Annotated in this window: 17 protein-coding genes and 1 pseudogene; 13 read left to right on the top strand and 5 right to left on the bottom strand. The window is 36.4% G+C overall.

Features of this window, described 5'->3' with window-relative positions:
• Positions 1 to 37 precede the first annotated feature (37 nt).
• On the top strand, positions 38 to 442 hold the full coding sequence (locus IPL24_15770; protein MBK8365063.1) for a hypothetical protein: 405 nt from the start codon (positions 38 to 40) through the stop codon (positions 440 to 442).
• A gap of 163 nt (positions 443 to 605) precedes the next feature.
• Entirely contained in the window at positions 606 to 3,056 is a 2,451-nt protein-coding gene (ppsA, locus tag IPL24_15765; GenBank protein ID MBK8365062.1) for a phosphoenolpyruvate synthase, read from the top strand.
• Positions 3,057 to 3,079: 23 nt separating this feature from the next.
• Here the strand turns inward: ppsA and IPL24_15760 are convergent.
• Positions 3,080 to 3,836: pseudogene (locus tag IPL24_15760) on the bottom strand (SDR family oxidoreductase).
• Between the two features lie 349 nt (positions 3,837 to 4,185).
• Positions 4,186 to 5,679 (bottom strand): L,D-transpeptidase family protein, encoded by a 1,494-nt coding sequence (locus IPL24_15755; GenBank protein MBK8365061.1) that lies wholly within the window; start codon positions 5,677 to 5,679, stop codon positions 4,186 to 4,188.
• 134 nt (positions 5,680 to 5,813) lie between these two features.
• Here IPL24_15755 and IPL24_15750 point away from each other — a divergent pair, with 134 nt between their 5' ends.
• The 3 genes from IPL24_15750 to IPL24_15740 all read left to right on the top strand — a co-directional run bounded on the left by IPL24_15750 (position 5,814) and on the right by IPL24_15740 (position 8,685).
• The gene (locus tag IPL24_15750) at positions 5,814 to 7,010 is read left to right on the top strand and encodes a beta-lactamase family protein (protein ID MBK8365060.1); all 1,197 of its coding nucleotides are present in this window, start codon (positions 5,814 to 5,816) and stop codon (positions 7,008 to 7,010) included.
• Positions 7,011 to 7,049: 39 nt separating this feature from the next.
• Positions 7,050 to 7,967, top strand: a complete 918-nt coding sequence (locus IPL24_15745) for a hypothetical protein (GenBank protein MBK8365059.1) — start codon at positions 7,050 to 7,052, stop codon at positions 7,965 to 7,967.
• A gap of 136 nt (positions 7,968 to 8,103) precedes the next feature.
• Complete coding sequence (locus IPL24_15740; protein ID MBK8365058.1) at positions 8,104 to 8,685, top strand: PhnA domain-containing protein; 582 nt, start codon at positions 8,104 to 8,106, stop codon at positions 8,683 to 8,685.
• Between the two features lie 126 nt (positions 8,686 to 8,811).
• Here IPL24_15740 and IPL24_15735 read toward each other — a convergent pair whose 3' ends face one another.
• Positions 8,812 to 10,428, bottom strand: coding sequence for a T9SS type A sorting domain-containing protein (locus IPL24_15735; protein MBK8365057.1), 1,617 nt, complete (start codon positions 10,426 to 10,428; stop codon positions 8,812 to 8,814).
• A gap of 239 nt (positions 10,429 to 10,667) precedes the next feature.
• Between IPL24_15735 and IPL24_15730 the strand changes: the two genes are divergently transcribed.
• From IPL24_15730 to IPL24_15720, 3 genes are all read left to right on the top strand, one after another.
• Positions 10,668 to 11,486, top strand: a complete 819-nt coding sequence (locus IPL24_15730) for a hypothetical protein (GenBank protein MBK8365056.1) — start codon at positions 10,668 to 10,670, stop codon at positions 11,484 to 11,486.
• A gap of 106 nt (positions 11,487 to 11,592) precedes the next feature.
• Positions 11,593 to 13,857, top strand: a complete 2,265-nt coding sequence (locus tag IPL24_15725) for a choice-of-anchor L domain-containing protein (protein ID MBK8365055.1) — start codon at positions 11,593 to 11,595, stop codon at positions 13,855 to 13,857.
• Between the two features lie 17 nt (positions 13,858 to 13,874).
• Positions 13,875 to 14,324, top strand: a complete 450-nt coding sequence (locus tag IPL24_15720) for a hypothetical protein (protein ID MBK8365054.1) — start codon at positions 13,875 to 13,877, stop codon at positions 14,322 to 14,324.
• A 49-nt stretch (positions 14,325 to 14,373) separates the two neighbouring features.
• On the opposite strand, the gene IPL24_15715 is transcribed toward IPL24_15720, so the two are convergent.
• Positions 14,374 to 15,429, bottom strand: coding sequence for a hypothetical protein (locus IPL24_15715; GenBank protein ID MBK8365053.1), 1,056 nt, complete (start codon positions 15,427 to 15,429; stop codon positions 14,374 to 14,376).
• A 543-nt stretch (positions 15,430 to 15,972) separates the two neighbouring features.
• On the opposite strand from IPL24_15715, the gene IPL24_15710 reads away from it, so the two are divergent.
• The 5 genes from IPL24_15710 (at position 15,973) to IPL24_15690 (ending at position 22,202) form a co-directional block, all read left to right on the top strand.
• Positions 15,973 to 17,970 (top strand): von Willebrand factor type A domain-containing protein, encoded by a 1,998-nt coding sequence (locus IPL24_15710; GenBank protein MBK8365052.1) that lies wholly within the window; start codon positions 15,973 to 15,975, stop codon positions 17,968 to 17,970.
• A gap of 436 nt (positions 17,971 to 18,406) precedes the next feature.
• Positions 18,407 to 18,850 (top strand): response regulator, encoded by a 444-nt coding sequence (locus tag IPL24_15705; GenBank protein MBK8365051.1) that lies wholly within the window; start codon positions 18,407 to 18,409, stop codon positions 18,848 to 18,850.
• Positions 18,847 to 19,344 (top strand): response regulator, encoded by a 498-nt coding sequence (locus IPL24_15700; GenBank protein ID MBK8365050.1) that lies wholly within the window; start codon positions 18,847 to 18,849, stop codon positions 19,342 to 19,344. The genes IPL24_15705 and IPL24_15700 overlap by 4 nt, the downstream gene beginning before the upstream one ends.
• Before the next feature lie 22 nt (positions 19,345 to 19,366).
• Positions 19,367 to 20,506 carry a two-component sensor histidine kinase gene (locus tag IPL24_15695; protein ID MBK8365049.1) on the top strand — a complete coding sequence of 380 codons (1,140 nt, stop codon included), beginning with the start codon at positions 19,367 to 19,369 and terminating at the stop codon, positions 20,504 to 20,506.
• A gap of 442 nt (positions 20,507 to 20,948) precedes the next feature.
• Positions 20,949 to 22,202 carry a T9SS type A sorting domain-containing protein gene (locus IPL24_15690; GenBank protein MBK8365048.1) on the top strand — a complete coding sequence of 418 codons (1,254 nt, stop codon included), beginning with the start codon at positions 20,949 to 20,951 and terminating at the stop codon, positions 22,200 to 22,202.
• 424 nt (positions 22,203 to 22,626) lie between these two features.
• Here the strand turns inward: IPL24_15690 and IPL24_15685 are convergent, their stop codons facing one another.
• Positions 22,627 to 23,577: an MCE family protein gene (locus IPL24_15685; GenBank protein ID MBK8365047.1), complete on the bottom strand. Its 951-nt coding sequence runs from the start codon at positions 23,575 to 23,577 to the stop codon at positions 22,627 to 22,629.
• Positions 23,578 to 23,579 lie beyond the last annotated feature (2 nt).

Here is a 23,579-nt window from a genome sequence, read left to right as displayed (position 1 = left end):
CAATTGAATACGGTAAAAGACCGTTCCGGAAAAAGATTTGAATACTATTCAGAGAGATGAATATTATGAACAGAATAAAAGCAATTTTCCTGTTTTAAAGAGAAATAATGAATTGGTTAAAGGCGGAGAAACTAAAATTGAAACAGACACTAAACCTGTCATAAAAGATCAGAAGCCTCCGAAAATTGATACCGGAAAACCGGAACAATACAATGACAGACAAAAGGCTCAGGATTATCATAGAGAAGAATGGGAGAGCACTTCGCCGAAAGTAAAGACGCAGCCGAAAATCAGAGAGATGGTTCCAAAGGAAAAAGTTCAGCCTAAACAACCGGTAACGCCTAAGCCACCTGTAACGCCTAGAAAACCGGATATCCGGAAATCAATTCCTGATAAATTAGCTCCGGCAAAACCAAATCCGCAACCGGAAAAAAGAAAATAGATAGTTAATGAAAAAACAGTTTTGAAGCTGATCTGCTATTCATAAATATGAGAAACAGATCATTTTATTCAAAATTATTTCATCCGGGGCTAACAAAAAAAATGGTGTATCATTCACATATACCGACTATGATATTTCACACAGGTTATTAATTCTTTATAAAATGGAAAATTCAGGCAATACGTCTGAGAAGCTGGTTGTAAGTTTTTCAGACGTTAATTTAAAAGATCTTGCAATGGTAGGTGGAAAAAACGCCTCCTTGGGAGAATTGATTCAGTCGTTATCAGAAAGCGATGTCAAAGTTCCCGAAGGATTTGCACTTACATCTTATGCTTACTGGGATTTTATTTATTTTAATAATCTCAAGTCGGCCTTAACAGAGATTTTATCTAAGTTAGATAGAAAAGATTTTAGGAATATTGAGATTATCAGCGATACAGCAAAAAAATTAATTCTAACATCGAAGCTGCCGGAAGAAACAAAAATGCAGATTGAGAAAGAGTATTACAGGATGCAGCAAAAGTATGGTAGCGACACTGATGTTGCTGTGAGAAGCAGCGCAACAGCTGAAGATCTTCCCGGTGCCAGTTTCGCTGGACAGCACGATTCGTTTTTAAATATCCGTGGTAGTCATTCATTGCTGAATGCAGTACTGAATTGTTATGCATCGTTATTTAATCAGCGAGCAATAAAGTACAGGGAAGATAAGGGGTTTGATCATATGAAAATCGCTATTTCCGTCGGTATTCAAAAAATGATCCGGTCTGATCTCGGATGTTCTGGAGTTTGTTTTACGCTGGAACCTGATTCCGGATTTCGTGATGTGATTCACATAGCGGGTAGTTGGGGATTAGGTGAGAATATTGTAAAGGGCTCTGTTAATCCTGACGAGTTTTTAATTTTCAAGAGAACCCTCGCTGAAAATAAAGAAGCGATCATCAGCCGGAAATTGGGAAGTAAAGAGAAGATGCTCGTTTATCCGGATAATATAGACCATCAACAAGGACTTGCAACGGTGAATATTGATACTCCTGAAAATCTCCGAAACAAATACATATTATCTGATAAGGAGATATTGAAACTTGCGCAGGCAGCACAGGCAATAGAAGAACATTATAAGCAACCCATGGATATAGAGTGGGCGAAAGATGGATTGACAGAAGAGATGTACATTGTTCAGGCACGGCCGGAAACTATTCATTCGCAAAAAAGTCTTACACAACACAAGATCTATACATTAAAAGATAAAGGAGAGTTGATAGTCAGGGGAATTGCAATCGGCAGCAAAATAGTTTCCGGAACTGCCAGGATACTTTTGTCGCCTACAGAAGCTGATCAGCTATTGCCGGGTGAGATTTTAATAACAGACATTACCAATCCTGACTGGAATGTGATTATGAAAAAAGCAGGAGCAATTGTAACTAATAGCGGTGGCAGAACAAGTCATGCTTCAATTGTAGCAAGAGAACTTGGTTTACCTGCAGTAGTTGGAACCGGCAATGCAACGGATTCAATTAAAAGTGGAGATATAATTACAGTGTGTTGTGCAGAAGGACAAACAGGTTCTGTGTATAAAGGAAAACTTAACTGGATCGAAACGAATTTTGATCTTCAGAAATTGAGTATGCCTAAAACAAAGGCAATGTTAATTCTTAGCGATCCCGACAATGCATTTGAAAATTCTTTTTATCCCAATAATGGAGTTGGATTGCTGAGAATGGAATTTAGTATAACCAACTCAGTTCGGATCCACCCAATGGCTCTCGTGAATTTTGAAAAACTAAAAGACAAAAAAGCGAAGAGAGAAATTGAAAAGATCACTGCCGGATATGGAAGTAAAGAAAAATTTCTGACAGATAAATTATCTGAATCAATTGCAGTTATTGCAGCAGCATTTTATCCGAAGGAAGTAATTGTTCGAATGAGTGACTTCAAAACCAATGAGTACGCTAATCTCATTGGTGGCAAAGAATTTGAACCGGTAGAGGAAAATCCAATGATAGGTTTTCGTGGGGCATCAAGGTATTATCATGAAAGTTATAGAGAAGGTTTCAGACTTGAATGTGAAGCCATGAAAAAAGTCCGGGAAGAAATGGGGCTGACAAATGTAAAACTAATGATTCCGTTTTGCAGAACAGTTGAAGAAGCCCGGAAAGTAATACAAGTGATGTCAGACTTTGGCCTCACACGCGGACAGAATGATCTTCAGATCTACATGATGGTGGAGATTCCGTCAAATGCTCTGTTGCTGGAAGAGTTCTCCGCACATTTTGACGGATTTTCAATTGGCTCAAACGACCTGACACAATTGACCCTTGGGATTGACAGGGATTCATCAATTATCAGCAATCTATTTGATGAAAGAAATGAGGCACCGAAAAATCTGATCCGTCTTGCAATCAGTAAAGCAAAACTGATGAATAAAAAAATCGGATTGTGCGGACAAGCTCCAAGTGATTATAAGGAATATGCTTCATTTCTTGTAGAGCAGGGAATTGACAGTATTTCTTTCAATCCGGATGCAATCTTACAAGGGATAGAAAATATTCTCATTGCCGAAAATGAGATCAATAAAAGCCTTCTTCTAAAGAAGTCAGATATTAATTGTTCCTGACAAATCTGAAACGATAATAATAATTATTGAGCAACCCAACCACCATCAACCGGTAGTGTAACTCCCGTAACAAAAGAAGACTGATCAGAACAAAGCCAGACGACTGCATTGGCAACTTCTTCAGGTGAACCAAGTCTTCCAATCGGTTCCTGATTTTCAAATTGTTTTTCGGCTTCTTTATTATTGCCGGTGAACCGATCTATCATAGGAGTTTTAATTACACCTGGGCAAACAACATTTACACGAATACCCTTTTTAGCGTATTCAAGAGCTGCGCATTTTGTAAGTCCAATGATTGCATGTTTGGAAGCAACATAAGCCGGGAGATTTTGAAACCCAACTAATCCGGCTACTGATGCATTGTTAACAATTACACCTTTTCCCTGAATCAACATAACAGGTATCTGATGCTTCATGCAAAGCCAGACTCCTTTTTGATTAACATTTATTGTCCGCTCCCAGTTTTCTTCAGTGCATTCATGAGTGAGGGCTGAAATACCTTCTATGCCTGCATTATTGAAGCAAAAATCTATTGTACCAAATGCACTGATAGCAGAATCAATCAATCGTTTGACATCATTTGAATTTGAAACATCGCATTTTACAAAAATGCAATTACCTCCTGAACTTTTGATCTGGTCTGAAGTTTCGTGATCTTCAATTATGTCAGCAATGACTACATTTGCGCCGTGATTTGCGAAAGCAATTGCGTGTAGCTCTTCCAATGCCAAAACTACCACCTGTAATGATGGCGGTTTTATTCAGAAATATTTTTTCCATGGTTTTTTATTTAGAATTATGAAATCAGAAAAAGATACTAATAGATAAAAGTATAAAGTTTAATTTCTTATGTTAAGGATAAAAGTCATTTTTTAAAATGATTTTAATTCGGAAGTAGTGAAATTAAATGAGCTGGTAAATGAAATCTTTTTTAACACGTGATAGAATCATTTTTTTCCATCGAAGAACCGGTGTCTATTGTGGAGAAAGAAAGTTAGAATGAATTGATATCAGCCTGCCACAAATAAATTCTTTATATACCGGCAGCTATACTGCAGTAACCAATGTTTTTTTTGAACGATCAAAACAAATCACTGAAATGTTTCATGCTAACCTGATGTATCATCTTTTACAGAATAGAAAATGATTTCTGAAATTTACTAGTCATTCTCATTAGTGAATCGATATGATAAACATCTCTATAAAAAATAATTTCTAAAGAGTCGGCTTCAGCGGTAAAGTATCTTATATGAACGGGAAGCTGTATTTCTAAATTAACCTTGTGTCTTTCTTTCGTTGAAATATAATATTGTAGCGAATCATTATTAAAATCCCTTGAACAACAAGTCGAGATCAAGGCAGCTAATTGACGGGCCATTTCAAGGCGAATACAACCATGGCTCAGCGCACGCATTTCTTTTTTAAAAAGTCCGGGCGCATTCGTATCGTGTAAATAGATCCCATATTTATTAGGAAAAATAAATTTCAGCACTCCTAAAGTATTTTCATCACCATCTCTTTGTCTTAAGGTGAACGGAAAACTTCTTTTGGAATATTTTTTCCAGTCAATAGAATCGACTACAATATTTCCCTGCTTATCCAGTACCTGTATATTATTATTCAGAAGATAATACGGGTCAGATTTAAGTTTAGGAAGGATTTCTTTCGTCGCAATACTGAATGGAATGATCCAGTAAGGATATACATAATAATGGTTTATTTTTGAGTCCAGCCTGTAAGGTGAAGGCGTAGATGGTTTGCCGCAAATGATCTTTGATGTTAAAGCAAGTGTATCGCAAGCGTAAAACCTGAAACTGTAAGAAGGAATGTTAATGAATATACTGTAATCTTCTGCCGTTTCTTTTTCCCAGCGCCAGCGTTCCATATTTAACAATATTACGGAGAGGTTTTTATAGAGAGAGTCGTTCGAAAAAATTTTGTCAGAAAAAATTTCGCTTTTTAATACTGTTAAACACTTAATCAGATGTTGTTTAAGAAATTTGTATTCTGCTCTATTCGGTTCGACTGAATTTATTACAGAATGAAGATCTTTTGAAGAAACGACGAGTTGCATAAGTGGCAACAAAGTTGAATCGGTTTGTTTCCCTTTCCATTCGCTCTTTAAAGTGTAGGGATTGATAGTGCCATCTCTTAAATGAATGATAAGTTTCAGAAGTTGATCTGTAAGTAAGATATTCAATTCATATAAACGCGTAATACTGATCTGATCTGAATTTTGGTTTTTTATCTGTTCTTTTATTTGGAGAAGATTTTTGGTGTTATAGTTTTCCTGAAAAAGTCCGTACCAGTACAATGAATCAAGTACATTAAACAATTGCCGGCCAGATGGTGTCAGTTGTTCTTCTAAAGTCCATATCGGTTTAAAATTATTGGCTAAAAAGAATTTGTTGATCCAAAAGGCTGTGAACAGCGTATCTTTGCCGATGATCAGAAGGCTGTCATCATTGTATTGTTCCAATTGTGTTCTGAGCAGATCTTCAACTTCCTTTTCAATTTCAATTTTATTTTCAACAACTATTTCGGCAGCTTGTTTATGTTGAGGACCACACGAGCCAAGAGCGAGAACTAAAATGAGAAATACCAAACGGCTATACGAAATCATTTACATTGGTTTAAATGGGAAATTCAAAAGAAGTTATGAAATTAATCATGGCATGAGGTAAGAATCATATGGAATCATGACATCCATCATCAGCAAAAACCTGTTGATTCAACAAATTGAATAAAAATTAGGTCTTGAAAAAACTACTGGTTTTAGCTATTATCTTCCTGAGTAAATTTAGTGTTAATTCACAGACGGGAATAGAAATATTTTCCAATAAACTCGCTTCTCAGTATCTGGGAAACAGGCCGGGTGCTCTGGTAATCGGAGTGTATAATAACGGAGTTCAGCAGATTTTTTATTATGGAGAAACGGAATTACACAATGGAAAGAAACCCGACTCAACTTCTGTTTTTGAATTAGGTAGTTTAACAGAAACATTTACAAGTTTGCTCTATGCTGATCAGGTTATAAAGGGAAAGATACACGAAGATGATAAATTAAGTAATTTTCTTCCTGTGGATGTACCTGCTCCCGTTTACCAGCATGTAATCTGTGAACCATATAAAACAGAGACCGGTTTGTACGATAATGGTTCAGGTGATAATATGCAATTGAAATTTACTCCCTACATCTGCAAACCGGATACTTCAACTGAACCTCAGCCAATATTGTTATGTTATTTGTCGACACATACCAGTGGACTTCCGGACAAACCGTTCAATTTTCATAAGAAAGAAAAGTCGAATCCCTATGCAGATTATTCAACGGAAGACATGTATGAGTTTTTAAGAGGCTATTCTATGATACAGCCAATTGGATTTGAATACAAGCATTCCGAAATAGGAGTGGCAGTATTGGGAAAAGCACTATCCTTGAAATCAGGAAAAGATTTTGAAACGTTACTCATTGAAAATTTACTTGACAGAATGCAGATGAACGATACCCGCATAAAGTTATCTGAAGAGATGAATAAAAAGTTTCTAAGCGGGTACACACAAAAAGGTAATCCGGCGCCGCGATGGACCGGCGATGTGTATGCGCCTGTGATTGGATTACATTCAACACCTGGAGATATGATGAAATTTCTATCATTAAATATTTCTTTGAATAAGAGTAGTGTTACCAATTTGCTTGATTACACCCACAATCCAAGAATAAAATCCGGCAAGCTGGCAGAACCCGGTATTGAAGTAGGTTTAGGCTGGAGAATTAATCCGGCAACTGAACAATACAGTAGCGTGGTGTGGCAAAGTGGGTTAACTGGCGGTTTTGCATCCTATATTGGTTTTAATGAAGCAGAGCATGTTGGTGTATTTGTACTGTCCTCTGTTTCTGAAGATGTAAACGACATTGGGTTAAAAATTCTACACTCATTTAAAGTCGAGTAAATAAAACTTTTTTTGTGAAACAATGTATAAATTGTTATCATGAAAAAAATCACACTTGTAATTTCTTTTATTTGTTTAGGTTTTCTAACCACAAACTCTCAGCCTCTGTTTGAATTCAAAGATCTAGCTGCAATGCCGGAAGCACGAGGTGCTGTATCAAGCGTTTCTGATGGCAACAGTCTGTATGTTATCAATGGATTTACAGCGGATCAATTTTCGGGAAAAGTAGACAAGTATAATATTTCAGAAAACAGTTGGACTGTCCTGACTTCGGGACTAATACCCCGGCAATACTCATCGTCGGTAATTCTTGGAGATGAGCTTTATGTTTTCAATGGCGATGTGAATGATGACAAACTAAACCGAAAAACCGAAGTTGTAAATTTAAAAACCGGAGAAGTAACTCTTACAACTGACAATCCACATCCTGCTCATGCAGGTGGAGTGGCTGTCTGGAACGACATGATATATTCGTTTGGTGGAAAAATTTCTCCAGTCGAACCGATGTATTCAAACAGGCTGTATTGTTTTGATCATTCTTCTAAAAGATGGATCAAACTTGCACCAATGCCCGAAGCAAAGGAAGCAAAAGGTGTAATGGTTGAAGGAAAACTATATGTTATAGGAGGAAATACAGGAAAGCCTTCAAACAGGATTGATATGTATAATACAGAAACAAATACCTGGACGCAACTTGCAGATCTTCCTCTTGGTCTTTCTGCTAATTCAGTAGTAGCACACGGAACAAAGATTTACGTATTATCTGATAATCAGAGTTTGATTGGTTGCTATGATATTATTTCGAATACATTTTCAATGATTAAGTCGAATAAAATGATTGCACGAAAAGACGCAGGTGCATTTGTATTGAATGACAAACTTTATATTTTTGGTGGAAGGTCAGATGATAAAGCGAAAACAGTGCTTTCAAGTGTTCAGGTTGCTAATCTGAAATAGTGATCAGAATATGAAATGCGAGTATTTTAATTTTTAGTTTCATTATTTTCAGAAGTTATTGTCATTTTCTTTAGTCTTTAGATTGTACTTCCGCATCTTTGCGGAAATGTGTACTATTGCCGGATAATTCAGAACAATGACAATTGAAGATCAATTAAAGGAAAGAAGTAATAGTATTTGCGAATTATGTGGTTCCGCAGAATCGCTTTCAGTATATACAATTCCACCGGACAAAGGGCCGGGAGCAGAAAGTAGTTTGTATGTGTGTGAAAAGTGTTTAAGTCAGCTTGAGAAAAAAAGTGATCTGGATCCGGCACATTGGACTTGTCTGAAAGACAGTATGTGGAGTGAAATTCCTGCAGTGCAAGTTGTTTCATGGCGCATGTTGAACCGATTGAAAAATGAATCGTGGGCATCAGATGCAATCGACATGTTGTATTTAGATGATGAAACACTGGAATGGGCAAAATCTTCCGGCGACCATCTTGATTCAGTAGCTGATGATATACATAAAGACAGTAACGGTGCTCAGCTTCGCACCGGCGATTCAGTCACGCTTATCAAATCGCTTGATGTAAAAGGATCACAGATCAATGCAAAGATCGGAACTGTTGTGAAGAATATTAAAATTGTTGCTGATAATACGGAACAGATCGAAGGAAAGATAGAAGGGCAGCAGATTGTAATTCTTACGAAGTTTGTGAGAAAGTCAGGATGAAAATAAATTAAAACTAAGTTCACTGAAAATCGTCACAAGAACACATAATAGAACCTTCACTTGTGCTCTTGTGCTAAAAACTTAGTGATCTTAGTGTTAAAATTTAAATCATGCCAGATCACTAAGCTAGTTCTTGATAAATCTTGTAGAGCCCGCATATTGACTTCCATTAAATAATTTAAGAATATAAATTCCGGGAGTGAGTTTTTCAATATTAATAAAATCGGTAGTAGACTGATGCATTATTTCTTTTCCGGAAACATCAAAAATTACTGTACTGCATTTCCCGGAATATTCTGTAGTAACTTTGATTGTAGTAATTGCCGGACAAGGAAATACTTTCACATTTTGTAAATGTTCTGCCTGAAAAATATCTGATGTAATATCGAGTTTTGCCAGATAGGATTTTGAAGTGATCGTATCATTTCCGTACAAAGTGAGCGCAGAACCAAAATTCATTTCACCGGTAAAAGTTCCACATAAATAAAGCTCACTTTGATTCGTAATTATTCCGTTCACGTCGTCGTTTTGAGATCCTCCGTATTCTATAGCCCATTCAAAATTTCCTGAGGAGTTTAGTTTTGCAATGAAGCAATCCATTTCTCCTTGTGATGTTAATACTGTTGGTCCGATTCCGATAGTTTGTGAAAAATTTCCACAAATATAAATTGTCCCGAAATCATTAATTGATAAACCGCCATTAATTGAAGAGCCGGATGTTGAAGTTGCCCAGATAAAATTTCCATCGCTGTCACATTTAGCGATAAACACTTCATAGGAGGATGATGGAGCGGATGTCAGAGCAATTGTTCCGAAGGAAATAGTCCCATGATAAAAACCACTCATATAACAATTCCCGGATTGATCAATTTCAATCGATTGATTACCGCAGTATCCTGAAGCAGCACCGATCGTTTTACCCCATACATAATTACCTAGCGGATCGAATTTAATTACAAAACCATTGAGTTCAACGTTGCCCGCATCAATGCTGTCACCGGAATTAAATTCAATGTGATTGAAAAATTCTCCAACAACATAACAATTTCCGAAGTCATCACATTTTATAGCAGAACTGAAATGATTATTTCCAAAAGCAGGTTCAACTTGCGACCAGATAAGATTTCCTGAAATATCATATTTATTCAAAAAAATCTTTGAACCGGAATAAGGGAATGAAGTGATATGTAAATCTCCGGAAAGAAAAGTATTCTCAAGATTATCTGCACTAATTCCACCTGCAAAATCAATTCCTGTTCCGCCGATGGATTTGGCCCAAAGAAAATTTCCAAGACTATCAAATCGCGCAAGATATAGATCCTGGTTACCTGCTGAAGTAAGTTGCAATGATGGACTTTGACCAACAGTAATTGTATCGTAAAATTGTCCGGTAATAGAAAAATCGCCAGATGGGTAAACAGTTATTTCATTTACAGAAAGCGATGAGTCGTAAGCAACAATTTTGGCCCAGATCAGATTCGAGTTGACATCAAAATTGGCAACATACACAGATCGCAGTCCCGGGTTTGCCAGAGTAGTTGTACCAAACGAAATGGAATCAGAAAATGTACCTGCGATCAGACTATTTCCGTTCCTGTCAATTACGCTTGCGTCAGAAGTAATGTTGCGCGAACTTTCTCCTTTAATTGCCCATTGCCAATTCTGCGCTTGAGTTGAAAATAAAAAAATAAAAAAAATTCCTGTAAATAAAAATCGTTTTGTTTTTGCTGTGTGGTTTTTCATTTTCAAATTTACACTATCTGCTATTAAGTTTAGCACAAAAAACATACGAGAGGTATTGTTTTGAGGACATAATCATGTAGGCTAAATTCCGGAGAGTTTTATGGAATTCAGGGAAAGAAAATCACTCGTAATATTTCAAGTAAACAATACTGCAATGTTAATTAAAAAGGCTGCAAATTTTGGATTGCTTTGATAATTGCGTTTCTTTGAGGCAAATTCAGTTTTATGATAAAGTATCTATGAAAAAGAGCTTATTTGTTTTAAATTTTCTACTGCTGAGTTTTGTTTGTAGTGGTGCGGACTATAAAGTGTTGTACGAAAGGGTCGATAGTTTATATGAAAAAAAGAATTATAAAATGGCGGAAGAGTTGTTGCTTGATGCAATTAAAAAGGACTCTTTAAATGTAAATTTATATGAGAATTTAGCAATTACTCAATGGCTGAATAAAAAGTTGAGAGATGCTTTGAAAAGTTTAAATAAAGCCCATGAAATTATACCTGGCTCTACTCGTATATTATTGTCAAGAGCAAAATTGAAGGAAGAATTAAATGATTCCCTTGGAGCTTTGAAGGACCTTGACTATGCAATTTACCGCCATTCATATAATGTCCGTAGTTTGTATCAAAGAGCATTATATCATAAATTTCACAAAAATTTTGATAAGGCATTGATTGATCTGGAAAGAATAGTGTTGATTAATGACTCCCATTTTAATGCTCGATTGCAAATCCCTTTGATTAAAAAACGACAAGGAAAGTTATATGAAAGTCTTGCAGGTTATTCTAAATTATGCATTGATTTCCCGGGAAAATCAGTAGCATGGAATAATCTTGCAGATACAGAAATGCTTCTCAATGATTTTAAATGTGCCATCGAGCACGTCGAAAAATCAATTAGTCTCGATCCAAAATATTCAACTGCATTTCTTACAAGAGGAGAGATTCGTTTAAAAATGAAAGATTCAATTAAAGCGTGCAAAGATTTTCAAAAGGCATTTGAACTTTGTGATGAGGATATGAAGGAAAAGATCGGTAAGTTTTTGCTTAACTGTAAGTAATACCACCGGGTATTTTGGGGGTTTGGGTTTAAAGTGAACAGCATTTATCTTACAATTATTCTCTACCTTTGCTCTTCGCTCCTTAGCAAAATGGCGTCCTCCCCTTATGAGAATTGCATTTCTTTTCTTGCTTTATTTTTTGCTCCCGTTAGTCGGTTTTTCTCAGCTCACGATTATCAATAATGGATCAGCATCAGCTTTAGCTCAAGCGATTGTCGGAAGCGGAATTACCGTAAGCAATGCTACTATGAATACCGGTATAAATTCTACCGGAACATTTACCTATACAGGATCTAATCTGGGTTTACCTAATGGCGTGGTTTTAACAAGTGGGTATGCATCAGATGTCGCTAGTCCCGGAACAGATTTTAGTAATGTTCAGAATGGAAATAATGTAAACGATGCTGATGTAATTGCAATCAGTTCTCAGGCAAGATACGATGCCTGCTTACTTGAGTTTGATTTTATTCCGGTCTGTGACACGTTGCACATCACATATGTTTTCGGTTCGGAAGAATATCCAAGGTACATCAATCAATACAACGATGTTTTTGCAATGTTTCTTTCCGGACCAAATCCTTCAGGAGGAAATTATTTGTCGCAAAATATTGCAACGTTGCCGAATGGAACCACACCGGTATCGATCTTCACAGTAAATGGTGGCTGGCCATTAGGTAGCGGTGCTTCGAATCCTGCATTCTATGTCGACAACTATACAAATCCGAATTCAGATATTGTTTACGACGGATATACAATTCCAATTACTTCAGTAGTTGCTGTTACACCATGTCAGACTTACCACATGAAGATTGCCGTAGTCGATGCACTGAATGGTAAATATGATTCTGGCGTATTCATTCAGGGAAATACATTTACCTGTACTACTGCACCTGTATCTGCAATAAATTCAACCGATGCTTGTGTGAACACCGGAAGTGCAACTGCAACGGTAAGTAATTTTTCAGGAACACCAACATATCTGTGGTCACCGGGTGGACAAACAACATCTACAATTTCAAATTTATATCCCGGTGATTACACTTGCGTGATCTCATATCCCGGTTTATGTACGACTGATAGTTTAACTGCAACAATTGATGATGTGCAACCAACAGTAGCGGCAATGGCCGGCGATACAATTTGCATCGGACAATCGGTTTCTTTAACAGCTATTGGATCTGGCGGAGCATCCGGCTATACTTATTCATGGTCATCAGGTGGAGTTCCGGTTAGTTCAAGTGTGAATCCGACAACAACAACAACTTACGATGTTGTAGCAATTGATGCAAACGGATGCAGTTCATTACCGCAATCTGTTTCAATCGAAGTGAATCCACCTTTGAGTGTGTATACACTACCTGTAATAAATGTTTGTGCAGGTACTTCAAATGCACTTTCATCAATAGTGAGTGGAGGTAATGAAAATTATTTTTATTTGTGGTCGCCGGTTGCCGGACTAAACAATCCTTTGATCTCAGAACCGGATGTTACTTTGAATACATCCACTACGTATACACTTACTGTTACTGACAATTGCGGGACACCTGCTGTAACATCATATTCGAATGTGAATGTTCAGCAACTACCGCTTCCAGTAATTTCTGCAAATGTTTTAAATGGATGTGCGCCATTATGTATCACATTAACAGATACAACTCTTACAAATTGTATGGATGCAAGCTGGACGTTTGGTGATGGTGAAAATTCTACTGATTGTAGAATTACATCTCATTGTTACAATACTGCAGGCACATATACAATTACGTATGAAGTAACAGATACATCAGGTTGTTTCGGAACAGGAACACAAACAAATTTCATTACAGTACTTCCTCAACCTAAACCTGCATTTACATATTCACCGAATCCTGTTGTGATCGTTGATCCTGCTGTAACATTCTCAGACCAATCAACAGATGCAGTTTCATGGAACTGGATGTTTACTTCTGATGCTAATGACACATCATCATTAAAGAATCCGAATTTTATTTATCCTGATACCGGTTGTTATCCATTGCAACTGATCGTAAAGAGTCAATATGGTTGTGCAGATACATTAAACTCTGAGATCTGTGTTGAAATGGAATTCGAATTTTATGTACCAAATTCTTTTACTCCGAATGACGACGGCATCAATGAAATATTTTCTCCACTGGGAACAGGAGTGAGCGAAACGGATTATGAATTTATGATCTTCGATCGGTGGGGTAGCGAGATATTCAAAACAAATAGTTGGGGTGATGGCTGGAATGGAAAAGTTAAAGAAGGCGGAAAGTTAGTTCAATTGGGGACGTATGTGTGGATGGTTCGTGTGTTTGATATTCAGGGGAATTTTCATCAGTATACGGGGCGGGTGAGTGTGATTAATTGATATAATTAATATAATTAATGAAAGATAAAAATACTCTTGGAGTAAAGCTTTACATAAATACCGGTGATCGGGATCCTAAATATATTACTGAGGAAACCGGAATAGATTATATTCAAATTAGAGAAAAGGGAAAGCCGTGGATAAACTATGGGACAGGTGAAACTAATAAATATAGAAAATGCACTGAAAACAACTGGATTTATGATATAAAGTTAAGGGCAAAAAACGAAGACGGTGTTTATCTTAGTCAACCACTAATTGAAATGGTAGATTTTCTGAATGGCAATGAAACAAAATTTAAATCAATATTTGCTGATCCTGAGAATGCTATGTTTCTTGTTGTTTACGGAACAATTTATGATTTTCATATCTACTTCCAACTTCTGCCTGAACTATTATGTGATTTGGCTAAATTTAAAATACCGGTTGAGTTTGATATTTATTCTTTAGATAATAAAAGCGATTAAAGACGAATAATTTAACTACTAAAATAATGTTAGTACGAAAGGTGAGCATTTACTTATTCATCTGCTCCTTCAAAACATTTTCTTCATTGATTCGCTGCTGAATTTGTCGTGCATAATTCCGGCCTTCTTTATTTCCGTAAAGTGTATATGAATCCTGTGCCCATTTCAAAGCAGTTCCATATTCACCCAGGACTTCGTAGCCGATAGCGATATTGTAGGCAATTTGTCCTTTGTCTTTTTCCTTAGTTGCTTTTGAAAGTCCGGTTTTCCACATGTCGATTGCTTCCTGCCATTTGTTTACATCTGCAAGTCGTGAACCTGAGGCAACTTCATCCACACGTTTTGATTTTCCGTAAAACGATCTTGAAATTCGAATTGGCATTGGTGAAATTTTATAAGCATAACTTTCGCCAATATTGTTAGCAAGATATCTGATCGCTTCATTCTTTGAAATGAGCAACCCCATTGCTTCAATCGGTGTACTTCCCGTACCTTCCCACGTATGAGATTCGCTGACCATTTGCTGGTCTACAATTTTTTTCTCATTCAGATAGTAAGTCCTGATTCCGAAATCCACACTTCCTGCACCTTGAGCATAAAATTCTGTGTATTCAATTTCTTGTTTGTTGGTTCCTTCACCAACAGTTTTCTTTTTTATTCTGGATCCCGGCCAAACAGTGAAGTCGCTGTCAAAAACTTCCAGCGCCACAAGTATCTCGGCGTTTTCTTTGGAGCACAATAAATTTACCTGTTCCCAAGTAAGAGGATCAGGAAATACAGCCGACAAGCTATTTCCTTCTAATCGTTCAGGGGAAACTTTTACATTGAAGCGGGGTGAATTGTATAATGTTTCTTTCAAAGCATTCATCGCTTCCTGAACAGCAAATCTGTCATCACCCGGAAGTTCTCCTGTGAGAATTCCTTCAATGACGTTCATCGTCTGATTTTTGAATTTCGTTCTGTCTACAAGTAAAATAGTTTGGACATCAGCAGGCAATGAAATTTCTGCCGGGCGTGTAACATTAAGACTGACTATTCGCGAAGGTCCACAAGCTGTGATTAATATAAAAGAAGTAAAGCAATAGTAGATGGCGAACCTTTTCATTGGTGCAATTTAGTCTGTATGCAATTCAAAGTAACGAAATATTGAATTTAAAAGTTGCATTGATTTAGTTTATTTCCTGCAGACTTCCGCAGAGATCTTTGACGGAAAAAAGTACTGTGTTTTTTCCCGCAGATTCCGCAGATGAGGCGCAGATAAAATCGCTGATTTGTGTTGCTTTCATTCAGCGTTAATACTAGAAAAGCGACATTTTTAATTTGACGGTACACATCTGCGTATTTATCTGCGCCTTCATCTGCGGGATCTGCGGGAGAAAAAATTATGCTAAATTATTCCTCTCATATTTTCCAAGGCTAAATTGAACGTTTGGTTGTTAGCTGATAAACGAAAAATTGAAATCAGACTTCATCTAAAAGGCATTCCTAACTTTCGCATGACATATATCAATTTTTCCTTAAGTAATTTCCTTTTTCAAATTGATAGATTTTAAAATTTAATCCAATGCCTATGAAAAGATCGAAATTATTTATGCAATAAGTCGCGGGGGCGACTCATGATTAAAATCACTCTCAAAAATTAAATCTTATGAAAGCTTTAGTACAAATGATCATTTATATAATGATCGTCTGCACCGTATCTACAGCGCAGACTTACGAAATTAGAGGCCGGGTTCATACTTCAAATCCGGATGAAGGAATACCATTTGCCAGCATTGTTGTTTATCGCGATACTGCAAATTTGTTTGGAACTACGACAGATATTGACGGAAACTTTTCAATTAAACCGGATCAAGGTGGATTGTATAATGTAAAGGCAACCTGTGTTGGTTTTCAACCCATAATGATGAAAAACATTCTGATAGCTGTTGATTCGGTTGCGGTAGTTGACATTGTTATGACTATTGGCACACAACTAAATCAAATTGTGATTCGGGAATATAAAGTACCACTTATTGAGAAAGAACAAATTATTCAGGCGCCAACCCGAGATGTTAATTCAATAAGTTCCCAGGCAGCAGGAGTTTATCAGGTGAACGAATCAGAGCCAATGAATATCCGTGGTAGTAGAAGTGATGCTAATGCATACTATGTTGATGGTATTAAAGTGAGAGGGTCTGTTACACAAATACCGGAAAGAAAAGTTTCGGACAATGAAGAGTATTCATTGATCACGGAAAACCAATTCAACAATGTTAAACGACGACCCCTGTCTACGTTTTCTATTGATGTAGATGCAGCATCATATAGCAATATCAGAAGAATACTTACTGCAGGAATGTTACCACCAAAAGATGCAGTCCGTATAGAAGAGATGATAAACTATTTTAACTATGAGTATGCTCAGCCAAAAGATCAGGAACCAATAAGCATTACAACAGAGATCGGAAATTGTTCATGGAATCCTGAACACAAACTTGTAAAGATCGGATTGAAAGGCAGATCAATTGAAGCAGAAAAACTTCCGCCAAATAATCTGGTTTTTCTGATCGATGTATCGGGATCTATGATGGATGAAAATAAACTACCATTGATAAAACGTTCATTCAGATTATTAGTACAGCAACTTCGACCTGAAGACAAAGTTTCTATTGTAGTTTATGCCGGAAGTTCCGGTTTAGTTCTCTCGCCAACTTCAGGAAAAGAAAAGGAATTGATTATGCAGAAGATAGATGTTCTTCAAGCCGGAGGTTCAACAGCCGGCGGTGAAGGAATTCAATTAGCTTATGATGTCGCAAAAGAAAATTTCATGAAGGATGGAAATAACCGCGTCATACTTGCGACTGATGGAGATTTTAATGTCGGTGTATCAAGTGATGCAGAACTTGTTTCACTGATTGAAAAGAAAAGAGACATGGGCATATTTCTTACTGTTCTCGGTTTCGGAACGGGGAATTATAAAGACTCTAAAATGGAAGGTCTGGCAGATAAAGGCAATGGAAATTTTGCATATGTTGACAATATTCTGGAAGCACAAAAAGTTTTTGTGAAAGAGATGGGTGCAACGTTGAACACAATTGCAAAGGATGTAAAGCTGCAGATTGAATTCAATCCTGTTCATGTGAAAGCTTACAGACTTGTAGGATATGAAAACAGACTTCTGGCTGACGAAGATTTTAACGACGATAAAAAAGACGCGGGTGAATTAGGTTCAGGAAAAACCGTAACTGCATTGTATGAGATCATTCCTGCTAAAAGTAAAGAGTCGATTGACAATATTGATACTTTAAAATATCAGAAGACAGTATCACAGGATCAAATTGCGTTAAATGAAATGATGACAATTAAGTTTCGTTACAAAGACCCAAAAGGCAGTGAAAGCAAATTGATCGTGCATCCTCTATTGGCACAAGACGAAACTGAACAAAAGAGCAGTGAAGATTTCCGTTTTGCATCATCAGTTGCAGAGTTTGGAATGATTTTACGGGATTCGAAATTTAAAGGCAAAGCAAATTTTAAAAATATTTTAACAGCAGCAAGAGAATCAAAAGGAATTGATACAGACGGCTATCGTGCTGAATTTATAAAATTGGTTGAAACAGCGGAGATTGTTTGGAAAGCGAGTGATAATGTTTCGGTAAAGTAAAAAAAAGATGGAATGCTATGTGTTGTTTTCGTTCTGCACATAAGCATTCCATCATTATAATAACCCGTTGTTTGAAATTATTGCCCCTCGACTTCGCTCGGGGACCGTGTTATAAGAGGTAATGTGTGAATTTTTTGCGAAGAAAATTTAACTTTAATTTTAAGGGAATTTTCTTCGCAAAAAATTCACACATATCTGCCCAAAAGCCACGGTCCCTGAGCGAAGTCGAAGGGCGGGCGTTTTGAATTTCGAACAACGGGTTATAATAATAAGAAGTATTGATAATCAGGGAAAATAATCTAAACCAATCAGTATGGCACACTATTTATTTGGGGAAATATATACTCTGTTTTCGGATTTTATTTAATGCATATGAATTGCAGGTCATAATTAGGAGTAGCTTTGGTTATTATATGCAAATTCAACACTGTAGAATATGAAAGTGGAGCCTCTAAGGATATTGCTGGCAGATGATGACAATGATGATTGTTCTTTTTTCAGGAAAGCATTATCTGCATTATCTATTTCAACAGAATTAAAAATTGTAAATGACGGCGAACAATTAATGTCCGAATTAAATAATAAAGAGATTAAAATTCCCGATGTATTATTTCTCGATTTGAATATGCCGCGAAAAACAGGCCTTGAATGTTTAGCTGAAATAAAGAGGGACGATAGATTTAAAGATTTACCTGTTGTTATATTTTCAACATCAAAGGATGAGGCAATAATAAAAAAAGTGTTTAAAGCAGGAGTTCACGTTTACATACGTAAGCCCGGTGATTTTGGTCAATTGAAAGAAATAATAAATAATGCCCTGCCTATAGCATCAGAGAAAATATTCACTACAAGTAGCGTAAAGTATATTCTCAACGCATGAAAACGAAACTTTTCAATATACTTTTGGCAGATGATGATATAGACGATTGTTCATTTTTCAAGGAAGCACTGGAAAAGCTGTCTTTGAATACAATTTTCAATGTTGTTAATGATGGAGAGAAGCTGATGTTTTATTTGCAGAAGTTGACTTCGGAGCTACCCGATGTTTTATTTCTTGATCTTAACATGCATAGAAAGAACGGATTTGAATGCCTGAATGAAATTAAGAAAAACCCTTTGCTGAAGAATTTACCTGTAATTGTTTTCTCAACATCATTTGATCAGGAAAGAGTTGATATGCTTTATGAAAGTGGAGCTCAGTATTTCATGAGAAAACCTGCAATGTTCCCTCAGCTTATGAATGCTATTTTGCAGGCACTTACTTTTATCAGGAGAGACATGGAAAACGCTAAACTATCATCAGGAACCGAAGTTGCAAGGACCATTGCCCAGCCTGATAAATTGCATTTTGTTCTGAATAGTCAGAGCAGCTAACCTGTTTAACATGTAAGTACAAATGGATTCAAGAAAATCGAAAGAACTAAGTGTTGCAAATAAGGAATTGGCTTTCCAGAACAAAGAGAAAGAAAAACGTGCAGCTGAATTGGGTATTGCGAATAAAGAACTTGCATTTCAGAATGAAGAAAAAGAAAAGAGAGCGGCTGAGTTAATAATAGCTAACATCGAATTGGCATTTCAAAATGAAGAAAAAGAGAAGCGAGCCGCGGAATTAAGTATTGCAAATACTGAGTTAGCATATCAGAATAATGAGAAAGAGAAACGCGCAGCGGAATTAAGTATTGCAAATAAAGAACTTGCTTACCAGAATAAGGAAAAAGAAAAACGGGCATCTGAACTTGGAATTGCAAATAAAGAATTGGCATTTCAAAATGAAGAGAAAGAGAAACGGGCTGCTGAATTGATTGTTGCGAATAAAGAACTTGAGGCTTTCACATATATTTCCAGCCATGACCTCCAGGAGCCTCTAAGAAAGATCCAGACGCTGACTTCAATAATTATTGAAGAAGAGTATTCAGTATTATCAGAAAGTGGAAAGCATAATTTTAACAGAATCCAATTAGCTGCAAACAGAATGCAGTTACTCATTGAAGACTTGCTTGCATTCTCCAGAATAAATGCAACTGAACGCAATTTTGAATTGACGGATCTTCATACAATAATAGACGATATCATATTTGAATTGAAGGATACAATAGAATCAAAACATGCTATCATTGAAGTCAAAGATTTATGTCCGGTAAGTATAATCGCATTTCAATTTCGGCAATTACTTTACAATCTTGTAAGCAATGCACTGAAATTTTCACTTCCTAATGTCCCGGCCCGCATTTTAATTTACAGTTCTGTTCTGCGAGGTAGCGAGCTGAAAGGCGAAAAATTTTCATCTGAAATGAATTACTGCCATATTGTTGTCAAGGATAATGGAATTGGCTTTGAGCCATATTTTAGTGAAAGGATTTTTGAGGTTTTTCAAAAACTTCATGGCAAAGAAGTATATGCAGGAACAGGAATTGGCCTGGCAATTGTTAAAAAAATTGTTCAGAATCATGATGGAATAATTACTGCAACAAGTGAATTAAATGAAGGAGCAACTTTTGATATTTATTTGCCGATAGTTGAAGCCGGTTCTAATTAAATGTATATCTAAATAATGTTTTCAAAAAAAGACACCACAGTCGCCCGTGGTGCCTTCAATAAAACCGGATAATAAAGATTTGTATGCGCTTGTTTGTTATGTGAAATAACAATGTAATAGTAAATTAGTTTTAATTCGACTTCTAATTAAAATCGCTGAATGAGAAAAAGCCGGGTCTGAATCGGGTTGAAAGACATAATAATGAATTTAAATAAGTAGGTTTTGCGTTCTATGTGGGGGTATTTTGAATAGATTGAAACTCACTTATTGCGGGAAAAATTGAAAAGGAGTTTGATTTTTGATTGAAATTTGAGGTATTTAGTAGGTTTTGACACCATTTTTTCCCCTTGCCAAACAAAATGACGGTTTGACATAATATTTGAACCTTAATTTTGGCGTAATTAAAATGTAATTTTATCTTTATCAGCCTCACCACGGAAACATGAAAGCACTCTCGGCTTGTATTGCTTTGTTATTTATTCTGAGTACAACTGTTAAAGGTCAGTTGGATCTGGATGATGTTATTGTATCAGATCCCCATATCAGCTCTTCGGTTTCAATTCAAAATACTATTCAGGTAGACCCGGTTGGGTGGAGTGCAGAACATTTTGTTTCGAATAACGACAGCCTGACTTATCGAATCAATTTTCAGAATGTTGGTACTGATACAGCTTTTGATGTTCATATAGTTGACATTTTAGATCCGACATTATTTGAAGCATCATCAATAGTAATTGTTTCTTCAAGTCATAGTTTTAATTTCTGGATTGAAAGTTTCAATACTCTACATTGGGATTTTTTACAAATCAATCTTCCTGATACATCGAAAAATGAAAAGAACAGTGATGGTTATATAGAGTTCAAAGTAAGAACAAAACCGGGATTGCCTACAGGAACACTCGTACTGAATTCAGCACATATTTATTTTGATCAGAATCCACCGATAAGAACTAATGAAGTATTCAATACTATCTGTGAAACCGGTTACCCTGCAATTATGATCAGTACAGAGAGTGATTTTTGCAAAGGGAACATTGCACAATTTGTCGCTCACGGAACAGTAGAAGGTTCTGCACCGGTTTATACATGGTATGTAAATAACAGTTATTATTCAAATGGAGACTCGGCATTGATTTCCGGTTTGCAGAATGGGGATGTTGTAGAATGTGTCCTTGTCAGTTCATATTTATGTGCACTTCCATCTACTGTTACCAGTAACCGCATCATCAGTACATTTATGGATCAGCCGGTGATCACGGAAGCAGGAGGAATTCTTACTGCAGGTCCGGCAGAATATTATCAATGGTTCTTTAATCAACAACCAATGGTTGGTGAAACAGGTCCATCAATAATGCCTACACTTAATGGAAATTATCAGGTCATCATTCATGATTCGAATGGTTGCTTATCCCGTTCTGCGATTTATGTTTATATGAATATTGGCGTTGAAGAAATTTATTCTTCCGGTAATATTTATCCTAATCCTGCAAACGATCATATTGTTCTGAAAGGTTTGAAGAACAATTCAGTATTAAGTATAAAAGACATTTCAGGTAAAACTGTAAAAAATATAGAGATCCAAAACGATTCTCAGGAAAACACTACAGTCGATTTAAAAGATCTTGTACCGGGAATTTATTTTGTAGGAAATAGTTTATTGGCAACTTACAATGCAAAGGTTGTTGTAATTCATTAATCAATTTGGGTTGAGGGTCAAAGGTCAGCACACGATAAAACATTTTCAATTGAAACTGCTTACTTAACTTGAAGCCTCGTTTCAATTTTTCTTTTTTTGTTTGGCCAAAAAAAGAAACAAAAAAAGGCCACCACGCGCACAAATCATTTGAAATCTTCGATTATTGGTTTGATCCCTGATTCAACTTTTCAAATGATTTCGCGCAGCGCGTGGACTCCCACGCACAAGAACTGCTTTATCTTTGATCCACAAAGATGTATGTCAACAAAATGTGGGGCTTGCTACAAATTTATTCTTCGAACAGTTGATTTAAAATATAATAATAAAATAAATTACAAAGTTTGATTTTTATCGGACAGTAGTGCCTTTGACAATTAACCTTATAAACCTTTTTGAAATGCAAGGCGAGGTTTATGATGCAGTCTTACTGTTTCTTACCTTTAAAATAACCTCGGAAAAGAATATTATGTTGTAAAGCTTCCAGATCCTCATCAAGTTTTTTAGAACCCGACTCCAGATTTTTTAATGTTTCTTTCAAGCGATTACCTGATTCCTCGTCATTCAGTAGTACACCTGCAGGTGTTTTTGAATTCGAAAGTGCTGAATTGAGATTGCTAACAAGTGTACTTGCAGAATCACTCATTCGTTGCAGATTCGTTGCAGAATTGCGAATTGAATTAAAAACGGCTGTATCAGTTGTCAATTGGTTGATCAGACTACCGGGAGTATTTAATGTTTCGCTGAATGTTGCAAGTGAATTGACAAGTTGTTGCGCGCGACCGGAAGTTGCCTGTAATGATACTGCCGCCTGATTCAAGTGATCGTATAGTGCATTATCGTTTAATAGTTTTCCAACAGTCCCATCACCGGCAGCCATTTTATTGCTGATAAGTTTAATGTCGTTTGTAATAGATAAAAAATTCTTATTATTCTGTTGAAGTGTATTGATAACATCTTCCGAAGAAAGACTTTTTTCTACTGCAAGTGTATCGAATTCTGCTATCACCTGTTTCTCCATACTTCCACCATAAATGATCAGGATCTTATTTCCTATCAATCCATCGGTACTAACTTTTACAAATGCATCTTTACGAATATAAGGAACAGCTTTCTCTTCTACTTTCATGGTCACTTTAACCTTGCTTTGTGAATAAAATTCAAGATTATCGACCATGCCGATCTTCACACCTGAAAACCAGATATTATTCCCTGATTGCAGTCCGCTTACATCATCAAACATTGCGACAATAGAAATTTTCTTTTTGAATGTTTCATTGATATTTCCGATCGCAAGAATTCCAAGGATCAGAAAAACAATTCCAATCAAAACGAAGATTCCAACAGCTACTTTTCTTTTTTCAGAAGATTCATTCATGA

The organism is Bacteroidota bacterium, from assembly GCA_016711505.1.
Lineage (GTDB): Bacteria > Bacteroidota > Bacteroidia > AKYH767-A > 2013-40CM-41-45 > JADKIH01.
This window is presented reverse-complemented; position numbering and strand designations above follow the sequence as displayed.